Below are 22,166 nucleotides of genomic sequence, written 5' to 3'. Positions count from 1 at the left end.
CCGGGGCACTAGAAGGCGTGGGCGCCGTGGCTGCCCATGCTCATCAGGAACTGCAGATAGAAGGCGTCGAAGCGCTCGCGCGTATCCTCGGCCACCAGGATGTCGTTGCGGGCGTACTGCGCGCGCAGCTGGGAGAACTCCGTCAGCCCCCAGGTCAGCCCCAGGGTCCAGCGCTCGGAGCTGCCGTAGTCGGCATCGGCGTCGCCACCGACGCTGTTGGTCAGGCCGAGCACGTCATAGCGCAGCCCCAGGGTCCAGCGCGGCGCGATCCCATAGGTGAGCTGGGCGTAGAGCCCGTCGGTGGTGAAGGTGCGCCGCTCGCCGAGCTGCTCGGGATGGGCGCTGGCGATGATGCCGAGGTCCTTGATCGAGCGCAGATACTCGCTCTGCAGCCGCAGGTCGCCCTTGCCGCCGTAGCCGGGCGCGTCATAGGCGTAGACCAGATCGACACCCCAGAGATCGGCGTCACCGTCGAGCGCGGTCTGGTGCACCTCGGCGTCGTGGTCATGCCCATGGGTATGGGCAAGCAGCTCCTGCTGACGGTCGCCATGGGCGAAGGAGACACCGAACTGCAGCGCGTGCTGGTCGCCGAGGTCAGGGGCGATCTTGGCGAAGGCGGTCCACAGCCGCGGGCCGTCGTCGGCCTCATCGACCCCGAGCGATTCCAGGGTTTCGCCGCCGAAGGTGGCGCCGAAGCGCTCCTGATCGCCCTGCAGCGCCTCGACCCCGACCAGGGTGTAGACCGGCAGCGCCGGCAGCCAGGTCAACTGCACCCCGGTGTCCTGCAGGCCGTGCACCCCGAGCAGATTGAGGTAGGGCAGGTTCTGGTCGACGAAGGCCCACTGGTGTGGGTGCTGGGCGTTGGCATAACCGAAGCCGCTGAGGAAGCGTCCGGCCTTGACCCGCAGCCCGTGCGGCAACGCGCGGGTCTGCAGATAGGCCTCTTCGAGTTCGACGTTGCCGTCGCTGTCGACGGCCATGTGCATGGCAGCATCGAAATAGGGGTCGATGGTCGCGGCGAAGCTCAGCTCCGCCTCGCGCATGTTGAAGCCGTTGTCGAAAGTGCCGTGGCTGTGACCGGCGTGGTCGTGATCGTGATGGTCGCCGCCGGAGGGCTGGAAGGCGTGGCCGACCAGGCCCGAGCCACCGCCGTCGAGATCGTCGTGATAGTAATTGCCGTCGAGGATCACCGAGATCCGCGGATTGAAGGCATTGGCCGCGCTCAGTGCGCCACGCCTCGGCGCGGGTGTCGGCGCTTGGTGCACCACGGGCGCGCGCATCGGACGCGACTCGGTGTCACTGGGGGCGACGGTCGCCCGTGACGGCGTCCGCGACTCGGCCTCGGCGAGACGGCGTTCGAGCGACTGGATACGGGTCTCGTACTGGTCCTTCATCGCCTCGATCATCGCGCGCAGCTCGGCGATCTCGGCCTCATCGGTGGTGGCGGCGGCACACAGCGGCAGCAGCAGCGCGAGCGCGCCCGCTCCGCCACGCACCAGGTTCGGTGTGGACATGGCTTCGGTTCCTGATCATTGGGTGGAGCACAAGGACGCCAACGGTCACCAGCGGGTGATCGAAAGCGTCACAGCGATCAACAGCGAACCGAGCCGGGGGGCGCGCGAGCGCGCTGCGGCAGGAAGGAGTGCGCACCCGGCCAGACGAGCGGTGCCGAACGCAGCCGTCCGACCTCGCGCAGGCGCGCCTGGTACAGCAACGGCGCCGCCGCCCCGAGCGGCGAGCCGATCCCGACGCCCCCCAGACAGATCAGGCAGGGCTCATCGGCATCGATGACCAGGTGCTCGAGCTGATGCACTGCCAGCGCTGTCTGCGTCCACAACAACACGGCACCGAGCAGCAACGCGACCAATGGGGCACGACGGGGTTGTGGCTGGACGAGAGACGGCATGGAGGAGGCGTTGACAAATCGCAAGACAGAGCGCGGGACGTTATAGCATTACACTCACTGCGTGCAAGTCGGTGCGGAGATTCAAGCCGCCAGCCGCCAGCCGCCAGCCGCCAGCCGCCAGCCGCCAGCCGCCAGCCGCCAGCCGCCAGCCGCCAGCCGCCAGCCGCCAGCCGCCAGCCGCCAGCCGCCAGGAGATTGAACCGCAAAGCCGCAAAGGACGCGAAGAAAGCGACCAGTCTTCAGCAAGCAGCCTCCAGTGTCGGTGTGCGGTCAACCGCGACGCGACGAGACAACCCCGCCCCATCACTGGAGACTGGCAGCTGGAAGCCTTTCCTCATCTTCGCGCTCTTGGCGGCTTTGTGGTTTGAAGATGGAACCGCAAAGCCGCAAAGGACGCGAAGGAAGCGGCCAGTCTCCAGCAAGCAGCCTCCAGTGTCGGTGTGCGGTCAACCGCGACGCGACGAGACAACCCCGCCCCATCACTGGAGGCTGGCAGCTGGAAGGAGGCTGGCAGCTGGAAGCCTTTCTCATCTTTGCGCTCTTGGCGGCTTTGCGGTTCAACCCCGCTGGTCGCTGCTCGACAGCTAGATACACGTTTCGAGACGATTGACAACCCGCAATCAAAAGGAAGATAATTAACTGTTTTTCAAGACGGTTTTCATGTCTTCCCAGCGCACCACCGCTCAACGCGTCCGCGTCGAGTTCATCGCCTTGATCGCCCTTGCCTGGCCGATCCTCATCACCCAGCTCTCGCACACCGCGATGGGCTTCGTCGACACCCTGATGGCCGGTCGGGTCGGCGCGCGCGATCTTGCCGCAGTAGCGCTCGGCAACTCGGTATGGATCCCGGTCTTCCTGCTGATGAACGGTGTGCTGATGGCCACGACCCCCAAGGTCGCTCATCTCGTCGGTGCAGGGCGGTTGGCTGCGACCGGTCCCCTGGTGCGTCAAGCACTGTGGCTGGCACTCGCACTCGGGGCGCTGGCCGCCACGATACTGGCCTCGGCGCAGCCCTTGCTCGAGCTGATGCAGGTCGATCCCGCACTCATCACCCCGACCATGGGCTATCTCCAAGCCGTCGCCTTCGGCTTTCCCGCCGCGGCCCTGTTCCAGGTACTGCGCAGCTTCAGCGACGGGTTGGGACAGCCGCGTCCCTATATGGTGCTCGGGCTACTCGGGCTGTTGCTCAACATCCCGGCCAACTACATCTTCATCCATGGGGGCTGGTTCGGGCTGCCGGCCCTTGGCGGTGTCGGCTGCGGCTGGGCGACGGCGCTGGTGATGTGGTTCATGCTCATCGGGCTGGCGAGCTGGATCGCGCTCGCTCCACGTTATCGCCCCTGCGCCCCCTTCGCCCGGGTCGAGGCCCCCGACCTCCCCACCCTCGGCGCGCTACTCGCGCTCGGCGTGCCGATCGGCATCGCCGTATTCGCCGAGGCCAGCATCTTTGCCGTCATCGCCCTACTCATCGGCGGTCTCGGCCCGGTAGTGGTGGCCGGGCATCAAGTGGCGCTCAACTTCTCCAGCATGATCTTCATGGTGCCCTACTCGCTGTCGATGGCGACCACGGTACGCGTCGGCCAAGCGCTCGGGCGCGGCTCGGCGCGACAGGCACGATTCAGTACCCGGGTCGCACTGGGTACGGCGCTGACCCTGGCCTGCTGCTCGGCGACGCTGATCCTGCTCGGGCGTGACTGGGTGGCTCGCCTCTACACCCCCGACCCGGCGGTGATCGCCATCGCCACCCAGTTGATCGTCTACGCAGCGCTCTACCAGTTCTCCGACGCCATCCAGGTCACCGCCGCCGGCGCCCTGCGTGGCTATCAGAACACCCGCACGCCGATGATCATCACCCTGGTCGCCTACTGGGCTATCGGCCTGCCGATCGGCTACAGCCTTGCGCTCACCGACCTGCTCGGCCCGGCACGAGGCCCGGCTGGTCTGTGGCTGGGGCTCGTGGCCGGATTGACCGCTGCGGCGGTGATGCTCGGTATCGCCCTAGTAGCCACCGCGCGGCGACGACAGCGGTTGGTCCCGGCCCTGCAGTAGCCGCCAACCGCCAACCGCCAGCCGCCAGCCGCCAGCCGCCAGCCGCCAGCCGCCAGCCGCCAGCCGCCAGCCGCCAGCCGCCAGCCGCCAGCCGCCAGCCGCCAGCCGCCAGCCGCCAGCCGCCAGCCGCCGGGAGATTGAACCGCAAAGACACAAAGGACGCGAAGAAAGCGACCAGCTTCCAGCAAGCAGCCTCCAGTGTCGGCGTGCAGTCAACCGCGACACGACGAGACAACCCAGCCCCATCACTGGCGACTGGCGACTTGGCGGTTCATGCCTCGAAGCTCGGCGCTCGCGTCCCGATGTTGGGTTAACCGTCGACGAATGCCGCAGCTTCGTCGATGCCATGGTGGGCGGACGGTTAACCCAACCTACGAGATCAGCTCTCAGCCTCCAGCCGCCCGCCGTTGCGCAGGTGTCTGGCGGCGGTGTTTGAGGGGAGGCCACCACTGGTGGCTGGCGGCTGACCGCTGGGGGCACTTCTCTCCTTTGCGCGCTTCGTGTCTTCGCGGTTCAAACCAGCTTCCAGACTCCAGTCGGGGAGGCTGGTGTTGCCTGATCGTCGATTGACAGGCAAGACGGTATCTTGGCGGTTCAATGCCGCTGGTCGCTGCTCCCATCTCACGCCCGTTTGTCCTGGATCACTGGCAGAGAGAATCTTTCTCGACTAGGCTAATTGATTGGTCTAAGTGGACAGGATTCGACCAATCCGTTTCATAGGCTTGTATCTCAGTGACCTAGCGCAACTCGTCACAACTTATCCACAGGACGAACCACAGGGTCTGGGGACAAGCCGCGCGCCGCCCCGCCCGCGCATCAAGGAGGCACCGCGCATGACCTGGAAGACGCGACACCGCTCCTTCTACTACGCCAAGGCACCGGCCCCCGAACTCCCCACCCTCATTCCCGAGGAGACCGCGCTGCTCTGCATCGACGTGCAGAACTACGGTATGGTGCTCGCCGACGACCCCGATGAACGCGCACGCTGGGCCCCCTTCCAGCAACGCATGCGCGAGACCCTGATCCCCAACCTCCGCGCCCTCCAGCAACGCTTCCGCGCCGCGGGGATTGATGTCATCCACGCCCGCATCGCCTGTCTGCTCGATGACGGTCGCGACCGCTCACTGAGCCAGAGGCTGCCGGGCTGGAACAACCTGCTGATGCCGCTCGACACCGAGGCCTCGCAGATCGTCCCCGAGCTGGCCCCGGAACCGGGCGAGATCGTCGTCACCAAGACCACCGACAGCGCCCTCACCGGGACCAACCTGCGCCTGGTGCTCAACAACATGGGCATCCGCAACGTCATCGTCACCGGCGTCTACACCGACCAGTGCGTCTCCTCGACAGTGCGCAGTCTCGCCGACGAGAGCTTCCACGTCATCCTCCTCGAGGACTGCTGCGCCGCCGGCACCGACAGCCTGCACCAGCACGAGCTGGAGATCCTCAACATGATCTACTGCCAGGTGATGCGCAGCGACGAGCTGCTCGAGGAGATGGGGCTCGGCTGAACCGCCAGCCGGTAGGATGGGCAAAGCGCAGCGTGCCCATCGGCCGAACCGCCAGCCGCCAGGAGATTGAACCGCAAACCAAGGGCGCAAAGGAGAGAAGTGCCCCCAGCGGTCAGCCGCCAGCCACCAGTGGTGGCACACAGCCGCCAAACACCTGCGCAACGGCGGGCGGCTGGAGGCTGGCGGCTGAGAGCTGATCTCGTAGGTTGGGTTAACCGTCCGCCCACCATGCCATCGACGAAGCTGCGGCATTCGTCGACGGTTAACCCAACACCGGGGCGCGAGCGCCGAGCTTCGAGGCATGAACCGCAAAGACGCCAAGAGCGCGAAGATGAAGAAAGGCTTCCAGCCGCCAGCCTCCAGTGAAGAGGCTGACTGGTCTCGTCGCGTCGCGGTCGACTGCACACCGACACTGGAGGCTGGAGGCTGGAGGCTGGAGGCTGAAGGCTGATCGCTGGAAGCTGACTCGAACCGCAAAGGACGCGAAGGGATAAAGCGGTAAGCATCCAGTCGTCAGCGACCAGCGGGACGCCTTCTCTCGCCAAATCATGACGTCGGCCCTCCCCACTGGAGACTGTCAGCTGGCCGTGGCCGCTGGAGGCTGAAAAATGAGCGATCAGCTTCCAGCGGTCAGCCACGCTTCTCCACCGGAAGCTGTCGGCTGGTCGCTGGAGGCTGATCCAGGACCGGACGGTGGTTGCCTCAGTTACACACCATCGCCTCCTGCTCGACGGGGTCGCCATCGTTGAAGCTGTACTTGAAGGTGCCGGGCGAGCCCCAGTTGGTCGCCACCAGCATGCCGTCCAGCCCCTCGCCGGAGAAGTCGAAGCGGATCGAGCAGGCGTCCATGGTGCACATGTAGTACCAGGGACCGCTGATCTCGGTCTCGATCGGCTCGAAGCCCTGCACCGAGCCCCAGGTCACCTTACCCGTGCCCATCGCCTTGTGCTCGGGCTGGGAGTCGACCACCACCTCGATGGTCAACTCCGGCGCACCGGTCATCCCCGACGGGATGTCGCTGCCATAGCAGGCGCGAAAGGCGTTCACCCCCTTCTCCATGTCCCCGGCAAACACCGCGCCCGAGGCGCTACCGATCAGGGCCAGCATGGCCACCGCGCTGAAGGTCTTCATTCCAGATTCCCCCATTGATCACCATTGCTCTGAGCCAACCCGCATCCCTTGGGCAGTCGCCCCCGGAACGCTGGGCAGCTAAGGTGACAGCCCGGACGCTGATGTTCAACCCACGGGATCCGACCCCATCTGACCGAATCTGACCATTGTGCTCAGGCCCGCATCAACGGGGTGGCAAAGGCGTAGCCGACGCCGTGCTGGGTGAGGATCGGGCTCGGCCCAGGGTGGTGGCCGGCGATCTTGCGACGTGTGCGGCGCACCAAGGTCTCGAGGGCACGCTCGGCGCTCTCGTCGCGCCGCGCGTAGAGCCGATCGAGCAACTCACAACGGCGTACCGCCTCACCCGCGCCCGGGGAGAGCAGATCGAGCAATTGGCACTCACGCGGGCTGAGTTCGAGGGTACCGGCGCCAGGAATGGCCAACGCCCGACGCTGCACCAGCAGGCGCCAACCGACGAACCGCGGCGCGGACGCGCGCAGCTGGGCATAGCGCCGGGTCAGACTGGAGACGGCAGCGGCCAGTTCTTCTGGGTCGACGGGCCCCTGCAGGAACAAGTCGGCGCCAGCACGGTAGCAATCGACCCGGACCTCGACCCCACCACGCTGCCCCAGGGCAACGACGGCGCTAGCGGTATTGCGTCTGGTGTAGTCGATCAAGACCTGTCCCGGCTGATCGGGGAGCGCCAGGCCGACGATCACCACGGCAAACCCCTGTTCATTCAGTTGACGATAGCCAGAGACCGCATCGCCTGCGGTCGTGACCGCACAACCGGCCTCCTCGAGGGCCGCGGAGAGGGTGGCCCGCAGCTCGGCATCGCCCTCGATCAGGATCACGCAAGTCGGCTCAGTCATGTCGATCCTCCCTGTGTCCGATCCATTCCGCGCCACTACTCACGGATGTTGATGATGGAGAGGTGATCGTTCATGGGGCCAATCCCTTGATCCTCAAGGCGTAACTGACCAACGCACAGCGTTCTCGCCGTTCAGAACCTCAGGGCCGAGAACGGGCCGGCGACAGTCGTCAAGGCGCCGCGTCGCCACCCCGTGCTAGGGTCGCCGCTCCCTGCCAGCAACCGACGGAGCCGTCATGCACACTCATCTCGACTGTTATCCCTGCTTCCTGCGCCAGGCGCTGAGCGCGGCGCGGCGCGCCGGCGCCGATCAGGCGCTGCAGCACGCGATCCTGGTCGAGACCATGGCCGAGCTGCAGAGGCTGCCGCTCGACACCACACCGCCACGGATGGCCGAGACCATCCACCGTCTGGTGCGCACCCGCACCGGCGCCGTCGATCCCTATCTCGCGGCCAAGCAGGAGGCGACGCGCCGCGCCCTCGACCTCTACCCACGGCTGGTCGCCGCCATCGCCGCCTCGGCCGATCCGCTGGAGACGGCGGTGCGCGGCGCGATCGCGGGCAACATCATCGACTTCGGGGTGTTCGAGCACTACGACCTCGAGGCCACCCTCGAGCGGGTGCTGCGCCAGCCCTTCGCCATCGACGACTTGGCGGTGCTGCGCGCCGCGCTCGCACGCGTCGACTGGGTGCTCTATCTCGGCGACAACGCCGGCGAGACGGTGTTCGACCGCGCCCTGATCGAACAGCTCGACCAGCCGGTGACCTATGTCTGCAAGGGCGGCCCGGCGATCAACGACGCCACCCTGGAGGACGCGCGCGCCGCCGGGCTCGACGGCTGCGCCAGCCTCGTCGACAACGGCTCGGACGCCGTCGGCACCCTGCTCGATCGCTGCTCGGCCGAGTTCGGCGCGCGCTTCGCCGCCGCGCCCCTGATCATCGCCAAGGGTCAGGCCAACTACGAGAGCCTGAGCGAGGTCGAGGCGCCCATCGTCTTCCTGCTCCAGGCCAAGTGCGGGGTGATCGCCGACGACATCGGGGTGCCGACCGGCGGGTTGATCGTCAAGGCCGCGCCCGGGCTCGCGCGCTAGGCGCCCCGGACGCGGCCCCGCTCAGCGCAGCCCGCGCCGGTACCAGAGGGCGTAGGCCGCCGGCAGCAACAGCAGGCTGAGCAGCGGCGCGGTGATCATGCCGCCGACCATGGGCGCGGCGATGCGGCGCATCACCTCCGAGCCGACCCCGGCGCCGAGCATGATCGGCAGCAACCCGGCGAAGATGGTCGCCACCGTCATCGCCTTGGGACGGATGCGCAGCACCGCGCCCTCGATCAGCCCGGCGTGGAGCGCCGCGCGGTCATCGAGCCGTCCCTCGGCGCGGCGACGCGCGAGCGCCGCGTCGAGATAGACCAGCATCACCACGCCGAACTCCGCCGCCACCCCGGCCAGGGCGATGAAGCCCACCGCGACCGCCACCGAGAGGTTGTAGTCGAGCAGATAGATCAGCCACAGCCCGCCGACCAGCGCCAGCGGCAGCGAGCCGAGCACCAGCAGCGCCCGCCCGAGCGAGCCGAAGGCGAGATAGAGCAGCACCAGGATGATCGCCAGGGTCAGCGGCAGCACCTGCGCCAGCCGCGCCTGGGCGCGCTCCATCGACTCGTACTGGCCCGACCAGTCGAGCGAATAGCCCGGCGGCAGCGCCAGCGCCTCCTGCACCCGCACCCGCGCCTCGGCGACATAGCCGCCGAGATCACGGCCGCGGATGTCGACGAAGGTCCAGCCGGTGAGCCGCGCGTTCTCGCTCTTGAGCAGCGGCGGTCCGTCGACGATCACCACCTCGGCGACCTGCCCGAGCGCGACCTGCGCCCCGCTCGGGGTGACGATCGGAAGCTCGCGCAGCGCCTCGAGATCGGCGCGCCGATCGCGCGGGAAGCGCAGATTGACCGGATAGCGCTCCAGCCCCTCGACGGTGCGGGTGACCTCGATGCCGCCGATCCCGGCGGCCACCACCTGGTTGATGTCGTCGATGTTCAGCCCGAAGCGCGCGGCGGCCAGGCGGTCGGGGCGGATCTCGACATAGCGCCCCCCGGCGACACGCTCGGAATAGGCCGAGACCGTGCCCTCGATCCCCATCAGGATCGGCTCCAGCGCCTGGCCCAGCCGCTCGATCTCGGCCAGATCCGGCCCCGAGATCTTCACCCCGATCGGGGTCTTGATGCCGGTGGCGAGCATGTCGATGCGGGTCTTGATCGGCATCACCCAGGCGTTGGTCACGCCGGGCACCTGGACGCGTTCGTCGAGTTCGTCGATCAGCCGCGCGAGCGTCATCCCCTCGCGCCACGCCTCGCGCGGCTTGAGATGGATGAAGGTCTCGATCATGGTCAGCGGCGCCGGGTCGGTGGCGGTCTCGGCGCGCCCGACCTTGCCGAACACCCGCTCGACCTCGGGCACCGAGGCGATCAGCCGGTCGGTGAGCTGCAACAGCTCGCGCGCCTTGCCGATCGAGATTCCGGGCAGCGTGGTCGGCATGTACATCAGATCGCCCTCGTCGAGTTCGGGCATGAACTCCGAGCCCAACCCGCGATCCCAACCGCCGATCACCGGCAGCGCGCCGAGGTGCGCGCGCCAACCCTCGGCGAGCGCCTGCTGCCACTGCCCCACCCGGGCCTCGGCGCGTTCGGCGAGCGGGGTCTCGACCACCGCCGAGGCGAGCTGGAAGGGCCACTTGAGCGGCGCAAGCAGCCCGCCCACCCCGCCGAGCGGGATCAGGCTGCTGTAGAGCAGCACCCCGGCTGCCACCAGCGTCGTCCAGGGGCGACGCAGCACCGCGCCGAGCACGGGCCGGTAGCCGGCGATCAGCGCGCGGTTGAGCGGATTGGCCTGCTCGCGCGGGATGCGGCCACGCACCAGATAGCCCATCAGCACCGGCACCAGGGTGACGGCGAGCCCCGCCGCCGCGGCCATCGCATAGGTCTTGGTATAGGCCAGGGGGGCGAACAGCCGTCCCTCCTGCGCCTCGAGCGCGAACACCGGCAGGAAGCTCAGGGTGATGATCAACAGCGAGAAGAACAGCGCCGGTCCGACCTCGGTGGCCGCCTCGCCGATCACCCGCCAGTGGGTGGCGCGGTCGATGCCGGGGCCGGCGCGTTCGAGGTGCTTGTGGGCGTTCTCCACCATCACGATGGCGGCATCGACCATGGCGCCGATGGCGATGGCGATACCGCCGAGCGACATGATGTTGGCGTTGATCCCCTGCGTGTTCATCACCAGGAAGGCGGCCAGCACCCCCAGCGGCAGGCTGACGATGGCCACCAGCGCCGAGCGCAGGTGGACGAGGAAGAGCACGCAGACCAGGGCGACGACGATGAACTCCTCGACGAGCTTGTCGCCGAGGTTGTCGACGGCGGCGCGGATCAGCCGCGAGCGGTCATAGGTCTCGACGATCTCCACGCCCTCGGGGAGCCCGGTGGCGAGCGCATTGAGGCGCGCCTCGACGGCGGCGATGGTGGCCAGCGCGTTCTCGCCCGAGCGCATCACCACGATGCCCCCGGTGACCTCGCCCTCGCCGTCGAGATCGGCCACCGCGCGGCGCATCTGCGGCCCGATCCGCACCCGCGCCAGGTCGCGCAGCAGGATCGGGGTGCCGCCCTCGGTGGCGCCCAGCGGGATGGTCTCGATGTCCTCGATCCCGCGCAGATAGCCGCGAGTGCGGATCATATACTCGGCCTCGGCCAGCTCCAGCACCGAGCCGCCGACCTCGGCATTGGCCGCGCGCAGCGCCTCGGCCACCCGCGCCAGCGGGATGCCATAGGCACGCAGCCGGTCGGGATCGACCACCACCTGGTACTGGCGCACCATGCCGCCGACCGTGGCCACCTCGGCCACCCCCGGCACCGCCTGCAGCTCGAACTTGAGGAACCAGTCCTGGAGACTGCGCAGCTCGGCGATATCGTGCCGTCCGCTGCGATCGACCAAGGCATAGCTGTAGATCCAGCCGACCCCGGAGGCATCCGGCCCGAGCCGGGGCTGGACCCCCTCGGGGAGGCTCGCGGCGGCCTGGTTGAGATACTCGAGCACCCGCGAGCGCGCCCAGTAGAGATCGGTGCCGTCCTCGAACAGCACATAGACATAGCTGTCGCCGAAGAAGCTGTAACCGCGCACCACCTTGGCGCCGGGGACGGCCAGCATGGTGGTGGTGAGCGGATAGGTGACCTGCTCCTCGACCACCCGCGGCGACTGGCCGGGGAAGCTGGTGCGCACGATCACCTGCACGTCGGAGAGATCGGGGATGGCATCGAGCGGGATGGTACGCAGCGCCTGCGCGCCCCAGACGGCGAGCGCCAGCGCGCCGAGCAGCACCAGCACCCGCTGGCGGATCGACCAGAGGATCACGGCCTTCATCGCGACACCTCCGGGCGGTGACGGGGATCAGTGACCGGCATGATCGTGCCCTCCCTGCGTCTGGCCCGAGAGCCGGTCGAGTCCGGCGCGCAGGCTCGATTCGGAGTCGAGCAGGAACTGCCCCGAGGTCACCACGCGATCGCCCGCGTCGAGCCCGGAGAGGATCTCGACCTCGCCCTCGCGTCGCATCCCCGCCACCACCTCGACCGGGGCGAAGCGCCCGTCGTCGAGCGCGCGCACCACTCGGGTGGCGGTGCCGGTCTCGATCAGCGCCTCGGCGGGGATCTTCAGCACATCGCGCCTGGGACCGCCGTAGATCACCACCTTGGCGAACATGTTGGGGCGCAGCAGACCCTCGGGGTTGTCGAACACCAGTCGCACCCGCAGGGTGCGCGTCTGCGGATCGAGCGCCGGGTAGAGATAATCGACCTCGCCCTCCCAACTGCGTCCGGGATAGGCCGGGACCCGGATCTCGGCGCCCTGGCCGGGGGCGATCCAGTCGATCTGGTGCTCGAAGACATCGACCAGCACCCACACCCGGCTGAGATCGGCGATGGTGTACATGGCATCGGCGGCGGTGACGTACATCCCCTCGCGCGCCTTCATCTCGGTGACCACGCCGTCGATCGGCGCCAGCACCGGCACCGTCTGGCGGGTCTCGCCGCTGCGCTCAATGGCGCGGATGTCGGCCTCGGGGACATCGAGCAGACGGAGGATGTTGCGCGCCTGATCGACCCGCACCCGGGCCACGCCCTCGGGCTGGGGCGCGAGCGCGAGCAGGAAATCGACCTGGGCGGAGAGGATCTCCGGGGCATAGAGCTTCGCAAGCTCCTGCCCGGCGCCGACCGGCTCACCGAGGGCGCGCACGCTCAACCCCTCGATCCAGCCCGGCGCGCGCGGGTGGAGATGCGCCAGCCGGGTCTCGTCATAACTGATTCGGCCCGGGGTGCGGACGTACTTCCACAGGGTGCCGCGCTCGACCGTGGCGGTGCGGACCCCGAGCGTCTGCGCCAGCCCCGGGGCAAGTCGCACCTCGGGTCCGCGCCCGGCCAGGGGATCGAGCGCACGCTCCACCAGATCCATGCCGCAGATCGGGCAGGTGCCGGGGGCATCGCGCACGATCTGCGGGTGCATCGGGCAGACATAGCGGGTTTCGAGCGGTCGCGCGGCAGGCGCCGCCTCGGCGCTGTGGTCGTGCTCGGCCCCTGCGGTAGGGGGGGGAGTCGGGGGGGTGGCGTCGCAACCGGCGAGCGCCAGCACCAGTAGCGAGACCGAGAGATAGCGCGTCGGCGCACCGCCTCGGCAGGATAGATGACGTCGATACATAGTTCACACCTCGAGGGGCACGCACCGGGCGCGCCCCGCTGACACTGGGTCGGCACGGGGTCGATCGGGACCCCGCGATGGCTCGGTTCGGTGTCAGTCGATCCGCGGTGGACGCAGCAGGTGTTCGGGGTCGTGCAGATAGAAGTGCACGGGAGGACGCGGCCGATGTACCGCGCCACGGTCTGCAAGCTGCAGCGACGGGCCTGTCGGTGGCGCCTGCAGTACGCCAAGGGTGAGCGCCAGCGCGCACTTGGCGCAGTCGAAGGGGCTGCCCCTGTCCACGGGCGCTGCGGGTTGTCGGTCGATCCCCCCCGCAGGCTGGAGGTGGCCGGGACAGGCGACCTCGGTGACGGGCGCATCAAGGTGGAGACAATCGAGCGCACGCGCGGCCACCGTCTGCGCCTGGAAGGCGAGTAGACAGAGCACCAGCAACAGCGGGAGTGTGCGCCCGGATCGTTTCATGCTCTCCAAGCTATCGCTCATACAGGCATTTTTCAATCTGTCCCCTTAGTATTGAGCGAACATCGCCTCCAGGGTCTAGACTTCAAGACGCCGGTTCGATCAATCGGGACGGAGTGAGATGCATGTTTCGTTGGACAGTGCGGCACAGGGATCCGGGACCGCACCCCACACCCAACCCTCGGGCGCTACCCGCCCGAGGCCATCAACGACGGCCAACAACCGTCGAGCCGCGGGCGCCCAGGATGGCAGCCGGCAGCGATCACAAGCAGGAGCGGTAACAAGATGACGCGACAGAGATCTTCCGTGCAGCCCGGTGTCTGGGACAACACCGGCGCAACCCCCATGGAGGGCGGCGTCAACTTCTGCGTCTTCTCGCGCTACGCCGAGTCGATGGAGCTGCTGCTGTTCGAGCGCGCCGACAGCCCCGAGCCCGATGAGGTCATCGCACTCGACCCCAGGGTCAATCGGACCTTCTTCTTCTGGCACGTCTTCGTCGAGGACCTGCCCGACGGCACCTACTACAACTGGCGCGTCCAGGGTCACTGCAAGACCCGCGAGAGCGGTTGCCGACTCGATAGCGACAAGGCCCTGCTCGATCCTTGGGCGACCACCGTCAGCGATCTGCTGTGGGACCGCGCTGCCGCCTGCCAGTCCGGCCCCAACACCACCACCGCGATGCGCGCCCAGGTGGTGCGTGATGACTACGACTGGGAGGACGACCATTCGCTGCACATCCCGCTCAACGCATCAGTCATCTACGAGATGCACGTCGGCGGCTTCACCCGCCACCCCTCCTCCGGGGTGGCACACCCAGGCAGCTTCCTCGGCGTAATCGAGAAGATCCCTTATCTGCAATCGCTCGGCATCACCCATGTCGAGTTGATGCCGGTGATGGCCTTCGACACCCAGGATGTACCCCCGGCGACCGCCGCGCGCGGACTGGAGAACTTCTGGGGCTACAGCACCCACAGTTATTTCGCGCCCCATCCAGGCTTTGCCGTCGATGTCAGCCAGGCTCGCAACGAATTCCGCGACCTGGTCAAGGCGCTGCATCGCGCCGGCATCGGGGTGATCATGGACGTGGTGTTCAACCACACCGCCGAGGGTGGCGAGCATGGCCCGATCATCAGCTTCAAGGCACTCGGCAACGAGATGTACTACCACCTCGACTTCGTCGATCGGCGCCGTTACCGCGACTACACCGGCTGTGGCAACACCCTCAACTGCAACCACCCGATCGTCACCCGCTTTCTCATCGACTCGTTGCTCTACTGGAGCCGCGAGATGCACGTCGACGGCTTCCGCTTCGACCTCGCCAGCGCGCTGGCCCGGGGCGAGGACGGCAACCCGCAGTATCACGCGCCGGTGCTCTGGGCCATCGAGCTCTCCCCGGCACTCAATCGCGCGCACATCATCGCCGAGGCCTGGGACGCGGCCGGGCTCTATCAGGTCGGCGACTTCCCCGGTTATCGCTGGGCGGAGTGGAACGGGCGCTATCGCGACGTGATCCGCGGCTTCGTGCGCGGCGACCCCGGGCTGGTGGCCGAGGTCGCCACCCGCATCGCCGGCTCCAGCGATCTTTACGAGAGCCGCGCCCGACTGCCGACCAACAGCATCAACTTCGTCACCTGCCACGACGGCTTCAGTCTCTACGACCTAGTCAGCTACGACCACAAGCACAACGAGGCCAACGGCGAGGACAACCGCGACGGCCACAACCACAACCTGAGCTGGAACTGCGGCGTCGAGGGTCCCACCCACGACCCCGCCATCCTCGCCCTGCGCCAACGCCAGGCGCGCAACTTCATCGCCATCCTGATGCTCAGCCAGGGGGTGCCGATGCTCCACGCCGGCGATGAGCTGCTGCGCACCAAACAGGGCAACAACAACACCTACTGCCAGAACAACCCGCTCGGTTGGATCGACTGGCAGCGGCTCGAGGACAGCACCGTCATGCTCGAGTTCGTGCGCGCCATGATCGCGCTGCGCCGCCGTCACCCGGCGCTGTGCCGCAAGCGCTTTCTCACCGGCGAGCGCGCCCCCGGTCATGCCCTGCCCGATATTCGCTGGCATGGGGTCGGACTCGAACAACCGAACTGGGACGAGCCGGACAATCGTGCCCTCGCCTTCACCCTCGACGGTCTTGAAGAGGGCGAGGCGCCCCTGCATGTCATGCTCAACATGAGCGACCAACCACACGATTTCGCACTACCGCCGGTGGCCGGCATGAGCTGGTATCTGGCCGTCGATACCGCCCGCGAGCCTGGGGTGTTCGCCCCGGGCGCACAGCCCTTGATCGAACAGCCACGGTTACAGGTCGCGGCGCACGGGGTCATAGTGCTCGAGGGCTTCTTCCATTGAGTGCAACAGGCAACGGAGAGAGAGTGATGCAACTCGGAATGATCGGACTCGGCCGCATGGGCGCGAACATGGTGCAGCGACTGCTCGCCGCCGGCCACCAGTGCGTGGTCTACGATCGCGACCCGGCGGCGGTCGCCGCCCTGGTCGAGCGCGGCGCGAGCGGCGCGGCGGACATCGCCGAGCTGTGCGCCCAACTCGAGGCCCCCCGCCATGTCTGGATCATGGTCCCGGCGAGCGTGGTCGACTCGGTGATCGACGTGCTCGAACCCCAGCTCGCGGCGGGGGATGCGATCATCGACGGCGGCAACTCCAATTACCGCGACGACATCGCCCATGCCGCGCGGCTCGCGCCTGCGGGCATCCACTTCATCGATTGCGGCACCAGCGGCGGGGTGTGGGGGCGCGAGCGCGGCTACTGCCTGATGGTCGGCGGCGCCACCGAGGCCGTCGCCCGACTCGAACCCATCCTCGCCGATCTCGCCCCAGGCCCCGGCGACATCCCCCGCACCGCCGGGCGCGAGGGCCCGCCGCGCGGCGCCGAGCTGGGCTATCTCCACTGCGGACCGAGCGGCGCCGGACACTTCGTCAAGATGGTCCACAACGGTATCGAATACGCCCTCATGGCCGCCTATGCCGAGGGCTTCAACCTGCTGCGCCACGCCGGCGCCGGGCGCGCCGAGCGCGCCACCGACGCCGAGACCGCGCCCCTGGCCAACCCCGAGCACTACCAGTACGACATCGACCTGGCCGAGGTCGCCGAGCTGTGGCGGCGTGGCAGCGTGGTCTCCTCCTGGCTGCTCGATCTCACCGCCAACGCGCTCGCCGAGGACGCCGAACTCGGTAACTTCAGCGGACGGGTGTCGGACTCCGGCGAGGGACGCTGGACCAGCATCGCCGCGATCGAGACCGGCACCCCGACCCCGCTGCTCACCACCGCGCTCTACGAGCGCTTCAACTCCCAGGGCGAGGCGGAATTCGCCAATCGCATCCTCTCGGCGATGCGCTACCAGTTCGGCGGTCACCACGAGAAGTCCGCCTGAGCGCCCCGCCCATCAAGGAGCGATTCCCATGCAACAACGACTGACCTCCGACAACGCCCCGCCGGCGCCGCCGAACGTGATGATCATCTTCGGCGCCGGTGGCGACCTCACCCGGCGCAAGCTGGTCCCGGCGCTCTATCACCTCTCGCGCGGCGGGCTGCTGCCCGAGACCTTCGCGGTGCTCGGGGTCGATCGCCTCGAACTCGACGACGCGGCCTTCCGCGACCGCATGGCCGAGGCGGTGCGCAACCACGTCGGCGCGGCCTGGGATCAGGACGTCTGGGAGCGGCTGTGCGAGCGCATCCACTACATGCGCTGCAACATCACCGAGCGCGAAAGCTATGTCGCACTCTGTGAGCGCCTCACCCGGATCGACGCCGAGCGCGGCACCGACGGCAACTATCTGTTCTATCTCGCGGTGCCACCGGCGCTGTTCGGCGACATCACCCGGCTGCTCGGCGCCGTCGGTCTCACCACCGAGACCCCGGACGACTGGCGCCGGGTGATCATCGAGAAGCCCTTCGGCGACGACCTGGAGTCGGCCCAGGCGCTCAACCGCATGCTCCACCAGAACCTCGACGAGGAGCAGATCTATCGCATCGATCACTACCTCGGCAAGGAGACGGTGCAGAACATCATGGTGTTCCGCTTCGCCAACGCCTTCATCGAACCGCTGTGGAACCGCCAGCACATCGACCATGTGCAGATCACCGTGGCCGAGTCCGTCGGGGTCGAACACCGCGGCGAGTACTACGACAAGGCCGGCGCGCTGCGCGACATGATCCCCAACCACCTGCTGGTGCTGCTCGGCTTCCTGGCGATGGAACCACCCAACTCGTTCGACTCCGAGGCGGTACGCGACGAGATCAACAAGGTGCTCGACGCGCTCCAGCCGCTCACCCCGGAGCAGGTGCTCACCCACGCCGTACGCGGTCAATACGGCGAGGGGCTGATGCCGAGCGGCGAGCGGGTGCCGGCCTACCGCTCCTCGCCCGGGGTGGCGCCCAACTCGCGCACCGAGACCTTCGCCGCGCTCAAGCTCAGCATGGACAACTGGCGCTGGGCCGGGGTGCCCTTCTATCTGCGCACCGGCAAGCGGCTCAACGCCCAGTACACCGAGGTCGTCATCCAGTTCAAGCGCGCCCCCAAGATCATGTTCAAGGACACCGATGTCGACCAGCTCGACCCCGACATGCTGGTGCTGCGCATCCAGCCTAACGAGGGCATCCAGATGAGCTTCGGGGCCAAGGTCCCCGGGCCCAAGATGCGCGTTGGCACCGTCAACATGGACTTCTGCTACGCCGACTACTTCGGCAACGCCCCGGCCACCGGCTACGAGACCCTGATCTACGACTGCATGCACGGTGACGCCACCCTGTTCAAGCACGCCGACACCGTCGAGAAGGGCTGGGAGATCGTCGAGTCGGTACAGGACGTGTGGTCGGCGCTACCGGCACGCGACTTCCCCAACTACGCCGCCGGCACCTGGGGCCCCGCCGCCGCCGGCGACCTGCTGCGCAACGACGGACGCCGCTGGCGGCGCATCCTCACGCCAGGGGCGGATTCGACGAGTTGAGCGCCAGCGGCTGAAGACGCTTGAACCGTAAAGAAAGCGGCCAGCCTTCAGCAACCAGCCCCCATGTCGGTCAGCGCTTCCCGACCCGCGAGGCGATGCGCGCTACGGCCTTCGGAGGTCTTCAACAACCGCAAGCGACTGCAGTCGACACTTGGCTACCGTTCACCCATCGAGTTCATGCAACGGTGGGAGGCGAGACAGAGCCGCGATCAGACGGTCGCATGCCCCCCACTTGGGGGACGAAAAAACAGGGACCCTCATTAGGCATCGAACGCCATCTCTAAACTCGCTGGGGTTTCACCAACTACTGTGAACCCATGGCGCTCATAAAAACGCCTTGCCGGCGCGTTGATTTTGAAAACCTGCAACTTGACTCCGAGATGCTGCTTCGATGCAGAGGAGACAATCCGCTTCAAAATGTTTGCTCCAAGACCCTTCTTTTGATGCTCCGGAGCGATTAAAAGCATTCGGATGTAGAGTTCATCACTATGCGTCTCTACTTGAACATAACCTATCGGTTGACTTTTGCGCAAAACCACCGTTATCTGCTCTGGATCAAAGTGCTCTGAAAAATCATCTTTCTGCCATCGACTATCCCAGCCCCAGATCTGTTCGATGTACCCACTCATCACTGCTTGGTATAGCTCGAACAATTGCGCTTGATCCTCAGGATTTGCAGGTCGAAAGGAATATTCCATTTTCATATTAGTCTTAACGGTAGAGCTAACCGGCGTTGCGCGGCTTTATCGCGCAGCGTCCAGCGACCGAAGGGGGCAAGTGTCACCCCCTTATATAGGTCCATCCATAAATAGACACACTGGCATGTCCGCGGCGGTTAAGAAACTCGATTGGTGAAAGATCGCTGAGCGATTCGTGCGGTCGGCGCAGGTTGTAGTCGTCGATGGCGTTGAAGGTGCGATCGCTCATGCCGCTGCTCAGCGCATCGCTCATGAAGCCGGCCTACCATTGCAGTTTGGGACGGATCGGTTGCGCCAGCGGTTGCGGCGGGCGGAGCGCACGGAGCCGCTTGTGGTTCCAGGAATGTCCGGCGCGGCGCAGCCGCGCATAGAGCTTGCGGAAACCGGCGCATGGATAGCGCTCGGCCAGCGCGCTCAGCGCCTTGATCAGCGGCCCGTCGTCACGCGGGCGGGCGTGATAGTCGAGCACCGAACGGCTCATCCCGAGCAGCCGACAGACGCGCCGTTTGCTCACACCCTCGGCCATGGACTCACCCGCCAGGGCGCGCCGCGCCCTGGCGCTCAGCGCTTTTTTCGACGATCTCCTTCAGGATCTTGTGATCCAGGCTCAGATCGGCGTACATGTGCTTGAGCCGGCGGTTCTCCTCCTCCAGCGCGCGCAGCCGCTTCAGGTCCGAAGCCTCCATCCCCCCGTACTTCGAGCGCCATTGATAGAAGGTCGCCGCGCTGATCCCCAGCTCCCGGCACACGTCCTTGACGGCCATTCCAGACTCAGCACGACGCAGTGTGTCAACGATCTGCTGCTCGCTGTACTTGCTCTTGCGCATGTGGGCGCTCCTCTGCTCGGCCACCATCAGGCCGCCAGTCTCTACTTTTCGCTGGACCTATTTTCGGGGAAGGGGACATTCCCGCTCACCCAACGCGGTCAGCGTTCCCAACCTTGATTTCGGAGCTCCATACCGAGCCTATGCATGCCCCTGTCAACGCTTAACCGCTGCCCTCGCGGACAGTCCGGCCCATGACTCGAGGTCCCGGCGGTTCGCTACACCTTTCCGGGGAGAGGGCTTTCACCTCCAATCTCTTGCCGGCTTTTCCCGGCGCTCTGGGTGTCCCCTTCCTCTGCCACATGGCTGCGGGCTGGGAACGACCCGCTGGGTCGTTGAACGCTCGCTGGCGTGGTTGCATCAGTTCCGCCGACTGCGGGTGCGCTTTGAGCGCCGAGCCGATATTCACGAGGCGTTTCTCTTCCTGGGACTCGCACTCATTTGCTGGAATGCCTTGGAGTGGGCGTAGGGCTTTTTGATAAAGCCCTTAGAACTCATGCCTCCAAAACATCGGGGTGCAGAATGATCCTTCGAATGCTTCGCTTGTCATCAAAAGGAACGATCACATCTGGTTCCACACGCTCCACGACCTCCAAAAGCTCTAATTCGGGCTCCTTAGTTGTGCCCAGCAGGTCGACGTAAGTCCCGTAGTCGATGGAATAAATATTATAACGCACACCGGGATTATCCTTGTCTGCGTATCCTCTCTGCATATGATGGATCACGCGAGCATCGAATAGGCGCTGAACAATTGGGTTTCGTTCTAACTCGCGAGGCAATAAGAATGAACGAGCCTTTCTTTTTCCAATGACGTCATCAACGATTCGCCGTAGGATATTTTGTAGTTCCTCATCAAGATACTGGGCCTTATCCTGCTCGAACCACTGTCGAGCGCTATCCAAGACGGCTTGCTTGTCTATGGTTTTCCTTCTACGTCTATGGGAATCAAAGAACGCTTTTGTGAAGATGTTGATCAGATCACGAACAACGCCCTCGCTAGATCTTGCAAGTTCTCCGCACGTAGCTCTCTCGGTAAAAAGTCGAGAAGCTAGTTGCCGCCCAGAGGAAACGCCATGCTCCTTAAGATAACCATCTTCTAGCTCGCTCGCCAAGTGCCGATACAGGACATCGGCATATACGTCTGTAATGTGCTCGGGATTCCGGTCATATACGAAGTAGTCATCAAGGTCAGGCGCCGTCGCAATATCTGCACCTAGCTCGAATCCCACATAATTGTCGGGGCCACCTTCAACGAATCTGCAGCGATACTCTAGCGCCGAAATCTTTAAAGTCGCTTCGTTAAGCGGAAGGATGCCACGCTTAAGGAACTCTGCTAGATATGGCTGAACATCAGAGGGTAGCGAGGACCACTCATCCACTAGCACAACAAGATTCGTTTCAGCCAAGGCTAACACGCGCTTAAGGTGTCGATGTAACTCTGGAAAAACGATCTTTTCTTCCGACTCGACTAAATACTCGATGTTGCTACTGTCTTTCGCTCCTTTTCCCTCATTTGCTTGGAAGTAAAAGCTTGCTTTAGCGTTCCCACTGGAGATACCAGTACTGGCCTCGGCGGCCCGCCCGAAAGTGCTTTTTCGCTCTGCCTCAACTTCCATTCTATTTGTTTTCAAGGTCGTAAGCGGCTCGGTGATCAAGGTTGCGAGCTGGTCAGCCGCCTCAAATGCCTGGGTTGCGTTGTCGTTTGGTGCCTCAACGATATGTTCAAGCAATGAATGGTGGATCTCCAACAAGAAGTCTCGAAAAAGCGCCAAGCATCTCCGCTCGATTGGCAACGATGTGTCAGAAAATTGAGTCGTGCTACCAAGGGTCCGACAATCTATATAGACAACTGTGAGGCTTTCATCATCTCTAAATCGCGTTTCTAGAACTTTTAGCACATGGGTCTTGCCCGTACCTCTGCGACCATAGAATATTTGGTGATTCCTGTTTTGCAGTTGGGGGAGAAGACCGACATCGACATAGGTACTCAAAAGCTTACCCATGTCTGTCTGCCGCTCGGACCGCTGCATGATGCGGG

At 65.8% G+C, this 22,166-nt stretch carries 19 protein-coding genes and 1 pseudogene; 8 read left to right on the top strand and 12 right to left on the bottom strand.

The features are described from left to right. Nucleotides 1-8 precede the first annotated feature (8 nt). Nucleotides 9-1,514, bottom strand: a complete 1,506-nt coding sequence (locus HF203_RS04410; RefSeq protein ID WP_168666982.1) for a TonB-dependent receptor — start codon at nucleotides 1,512-1,514, stop codon at nucleotides 9-11. A 77-nt stretch (nucleotides 1,515-1,591) separates the two neighbouring features. Then, on the bottom strand, nucleotides 1,592-1,906 hold the full coding sequence (locus HF203_RS04405) for a hypothetical protein (protein WP_168666980.1): 315 nt from the start codon (nucleotides 1,904-1,906) through the stop codon (nucleotides 1,592-1,594). A gap of 660 nt (nucleotides 1,907-2,566) precedes the next feature. Here HF203_RS04405 and HF203_RS04400 point away from each other — a divergent pair. The 3 genes from HF203_RS04400 (at nucleotide 2,567) to HF203_RS04390 (ending at nucleotide 5,914) form a co-directional block, all read left to right on the top strand. Then, a complete protein-coding gene (locus HF203_RS04400) occupies nucleotides 2,567-3,955 on the top strand; it encodes an MATE family efflux transporter (RefSeq protein WP_168666979.1) in 1,389 nt (462 codons plus the stop codon). Between the two features lie 833 nt (nucleotides 3,956-4,788). Then, nucleotides 4,789-5,463 carry a cysteine hydrolase family protein gene (locus HF203_RS04395; RefSeq protein ID WP_168666977.1) on the top strand — a complete coding sequence of 225 codons (675 nt, stop codon included), beginning with the start codon at nucleotides 4,789-4,791 and terminating at the stop codon, nucleotides 5,461-5,463. Nucleotides 5,464-5,764: 301 nt separating this feature from the next. Continuing rightward, nucleotides 5,765-5,914 (top strand): hypothetical protein, encoded by a 150-nt coding sequence (locus HF203_RS04390; protein WP_168666975.1) that lies wholly within the window; start codon nucleotides 5,765-5,767, stop codon nucleotides 5,912-5,914. Between the two features lie 251 nt (nucleotides 5,915-6,165). Here HF203_RS04390 and HF203_RS04385 read toward each other — a convergent pair whose 3' ends face one another. Together HF203_RS04385 and HF203_RS04380 are read right to left on the bottom strand one after the other, a co-directional pair. Further along, nucleotides 6,166-6,594, bottom strand: a complete 429-nt coding sequence (locus HF203_RS04385; RefSeq protein WP_168666973.1) for a DUF1842 domain-containing protein — start codon at nucleotides 6,592-6,594, stop codon at nucleotides 6,166-6,168. Between the two features lie 152 nt (nucleotides 6,595-6,746). After that, nucleotides 6,747-7,445 carry a response regulator transcription factor gene (locus tag HF203_RS04380; protein ID WP_168666971.1) on the bottom strand — a complete coding sequence of 233 codons (699 nt, stop codon included), beginning with the start codon at nucleotides 7,443-7,445 and terminating at the stop codon, nucleotides 6,747-6,749. 235 nt (nucleotides 7,446-7,680) lie between these two features. Here HF203_RS04380 and HF203_RS04375 point away from each other — a divergent pair, with 235 nt between their 5' ends. Then, on the top strand, nucleotides 7,681-8,535 hold the full coding sequence (locus HF203_RS04375; RefSeq protein ID WP_168666969.1) for a damage-control phosphatase ARMT1 family protein: 855 nt from the start codon (nucleotides 7,681-7,683) through the stop codon (nucleotides 8,533-8,535). A 21-nt stretch (nucleotides 8,536-8,556) separates the two neighbouring features. On the opposite strand, the gene HF203_RS04370 is transcribed toward HF203_RS04375, so the two are convergent. The 3 genes from HF203_RS04370 to HF203_RS04360 all read right to left on the bottom strand — a co-directional run bounded on the left by HF203_RS04370 (nucleotide 8,557) and on the right by HF203_RS04360 (nucleotide 13,629). Further along, entirely contained in the window at nucleotides 8,557-11,841 is a 3,285-nt protein-coding gene (locus HF203_RS04370) for an efflux RND transporter permease subunit (protein ID WP_168666967.1), read from the bottom strand. A gap of 27 nt (nucleotides 11,842-11,868) precedes the next feature. Beyond that, on the bottom strand, nucleotides 11,869-13,167 hold the full coding sequence (locus HF203_RS04365) for an efflux RND transporter periplasmic adaptor subunit (RefSeq protein ID WP_168666965.1): 1,299 nt from the start codon (nucleotides 13,165-13,167) through the stop codon (nucleotides 11,869-11,871). 93 nt (nucleotides 13,168-13,260) lie between these two features. Next, nucleotides 13,261-13,629, bottom strand: a complete 369-nt coding sequence (locus HF203_RS04360; RefSeq protein WP_168666962.1) for a hypothetical protein — start codon at nucleotides 13,627-13,629, stop codon at nucleotides 13,261-13,263. A gap of 282 nt (nucleotides 13,630-13,911) precedes the next feature. Between HF203_RS04360 and glgX the strand changes: the two genes are divergently transcribed. From glgX to zwf, 3 genes are read left to right on the top strand one after another with little or no spacing between them, the layout of a single operon-like run. After that, a complete protein-coding gene (gene glgX / locus HF203_RS04355) occupies nucleotides 13,912-15,990 on the top strand; it encodes a glycogen debranching protein GlgX (RefSeq protein ID WP_168666960.1) in 2,079 nt (692 codons plus the stop codon). 26 nt (nucleotides 15,991-16,016) lie between these two features. Then, on the top strand, nucleotides 16,017-17,030 hold the full coding sequence (gnd, locus tag HF203_RS04350; protein WP_168666958.1) for a phosphogluconate dehydrogenase (NAD(+)-dependent, decarboxylating): 1,014 nt from the start codon (nucleotides 16,017-16,019) through the stop codon (nucleotides 17,028-17,030). A 28-nt stretch (nucleotides 17,031-17,058) separates the two neighbouring features. Further along, nucleotides 17,059-18,606: a glucose-6-phosphate dehydrogenase gene (gene zwf / locus HF203_RS04345; RefSeq protein ID WP_168666956.1), complete on the top strand. Its 1,548-nt coding sequence runs from the start codon at nucleotides 17,059-17,061 to the stop codon at nucleotides 18,604-18,606. 260 nt (nucleotides 18,607-18,866) lie between these two features. Here zwf and HF203_RS04340 read toward each other — a convergent pair whose 3' ends face one another. The 4 genes from HF203_RS04340 to HF203_RS16325 all read right to left on the bottom strand — a co-directional run bounded on the left by HF203_RS04340 (nucleotide 18,867) and on the right by HF203_RS16325 (nucleotide 20,131). Further along, nucleotides 18,867-19,304, bottom strand: a complete 438-nt coding sequence (locus HF203_RS04340; protein ID WP_168666954.1) for a GNAT family N-acetyltransferase — start codon at nucleotides 19,302-19,304, stop codon at nucleotides 18,867-18,869. Nucleotides 19,305-19,386: 82 nt separating this feature from the next. Next, a complete protein-coding gene (locus tag HF203_RS16335) occupies nucleotides 19,387-19,557 on the bottom strand; it encodes a hypothetical protein (RefSeq protein WP_425483199.1) in 171 nt (56 codons plus the stop codon). Nucleotides 19,558-19,566: 9 nt separating this feature from the next. Then, the gene (locus HF203_RS16330; protein WP_425483198.1) at nucleotides 19,567-19,830 is read right to left on the bottom strand and encodes a hypothetical protein; all 264 of its coding nucleotides are present in this window, start codon (nucleotides 19,828-19,830) and stop codon (nucleotides 19,567-19,569) included. A 4-nt stretch (nucleotides 19,831-19,834) separates the two neighbouring features. After that, a complete protein-coding gene (locus tag HF203_RS16325; protein ID WP_425483197.1) occupies nucleotides 19,835-20,131 on the bottom strand; it encodes a transposase in 297 nt (98 codons plus the stop codon). Nucleotides 20,132-20,429: 298 nt separating this feature from the next. Here HF203_RS16325 and HF203_RS04330 point away from each other — a divergent pair. Continuing rightward, nucleotides 20,430-20,597, top strand: a pseudogene (locus HF203_RS04330) (transposase); the annotation flags it as partial. A 25-nt stretch (nucleotides 20,598-20,622) separates the two neighbouring features. On the opposite strand, the gene HF203_RS04325 reads toward HF203_RS04330, so the two are convergent. Beyond that, on the bottom strand, nucleotides 20,623-22,166 hold a 1,544-nt coding region (locus tag HF203_RS04325; RefSeq protein ID WP_210424634.1), incomplete at its 5' end, for an ORC-CDC6 family AAA ATPase.

Source organism: Marichromatium bheemlicum (assembly GCF_012276755.1).
GTDB classification, from domain to species: Bacteria; Pseudomonadota; Gammaproteobacteria; order Chromatiales; family Chromatiaceae; genus Marichromatium; species Marichromatium bheemlicum.
This window is presented reverse-complemented; position numbering and strand designations above follow the sequence as displayed.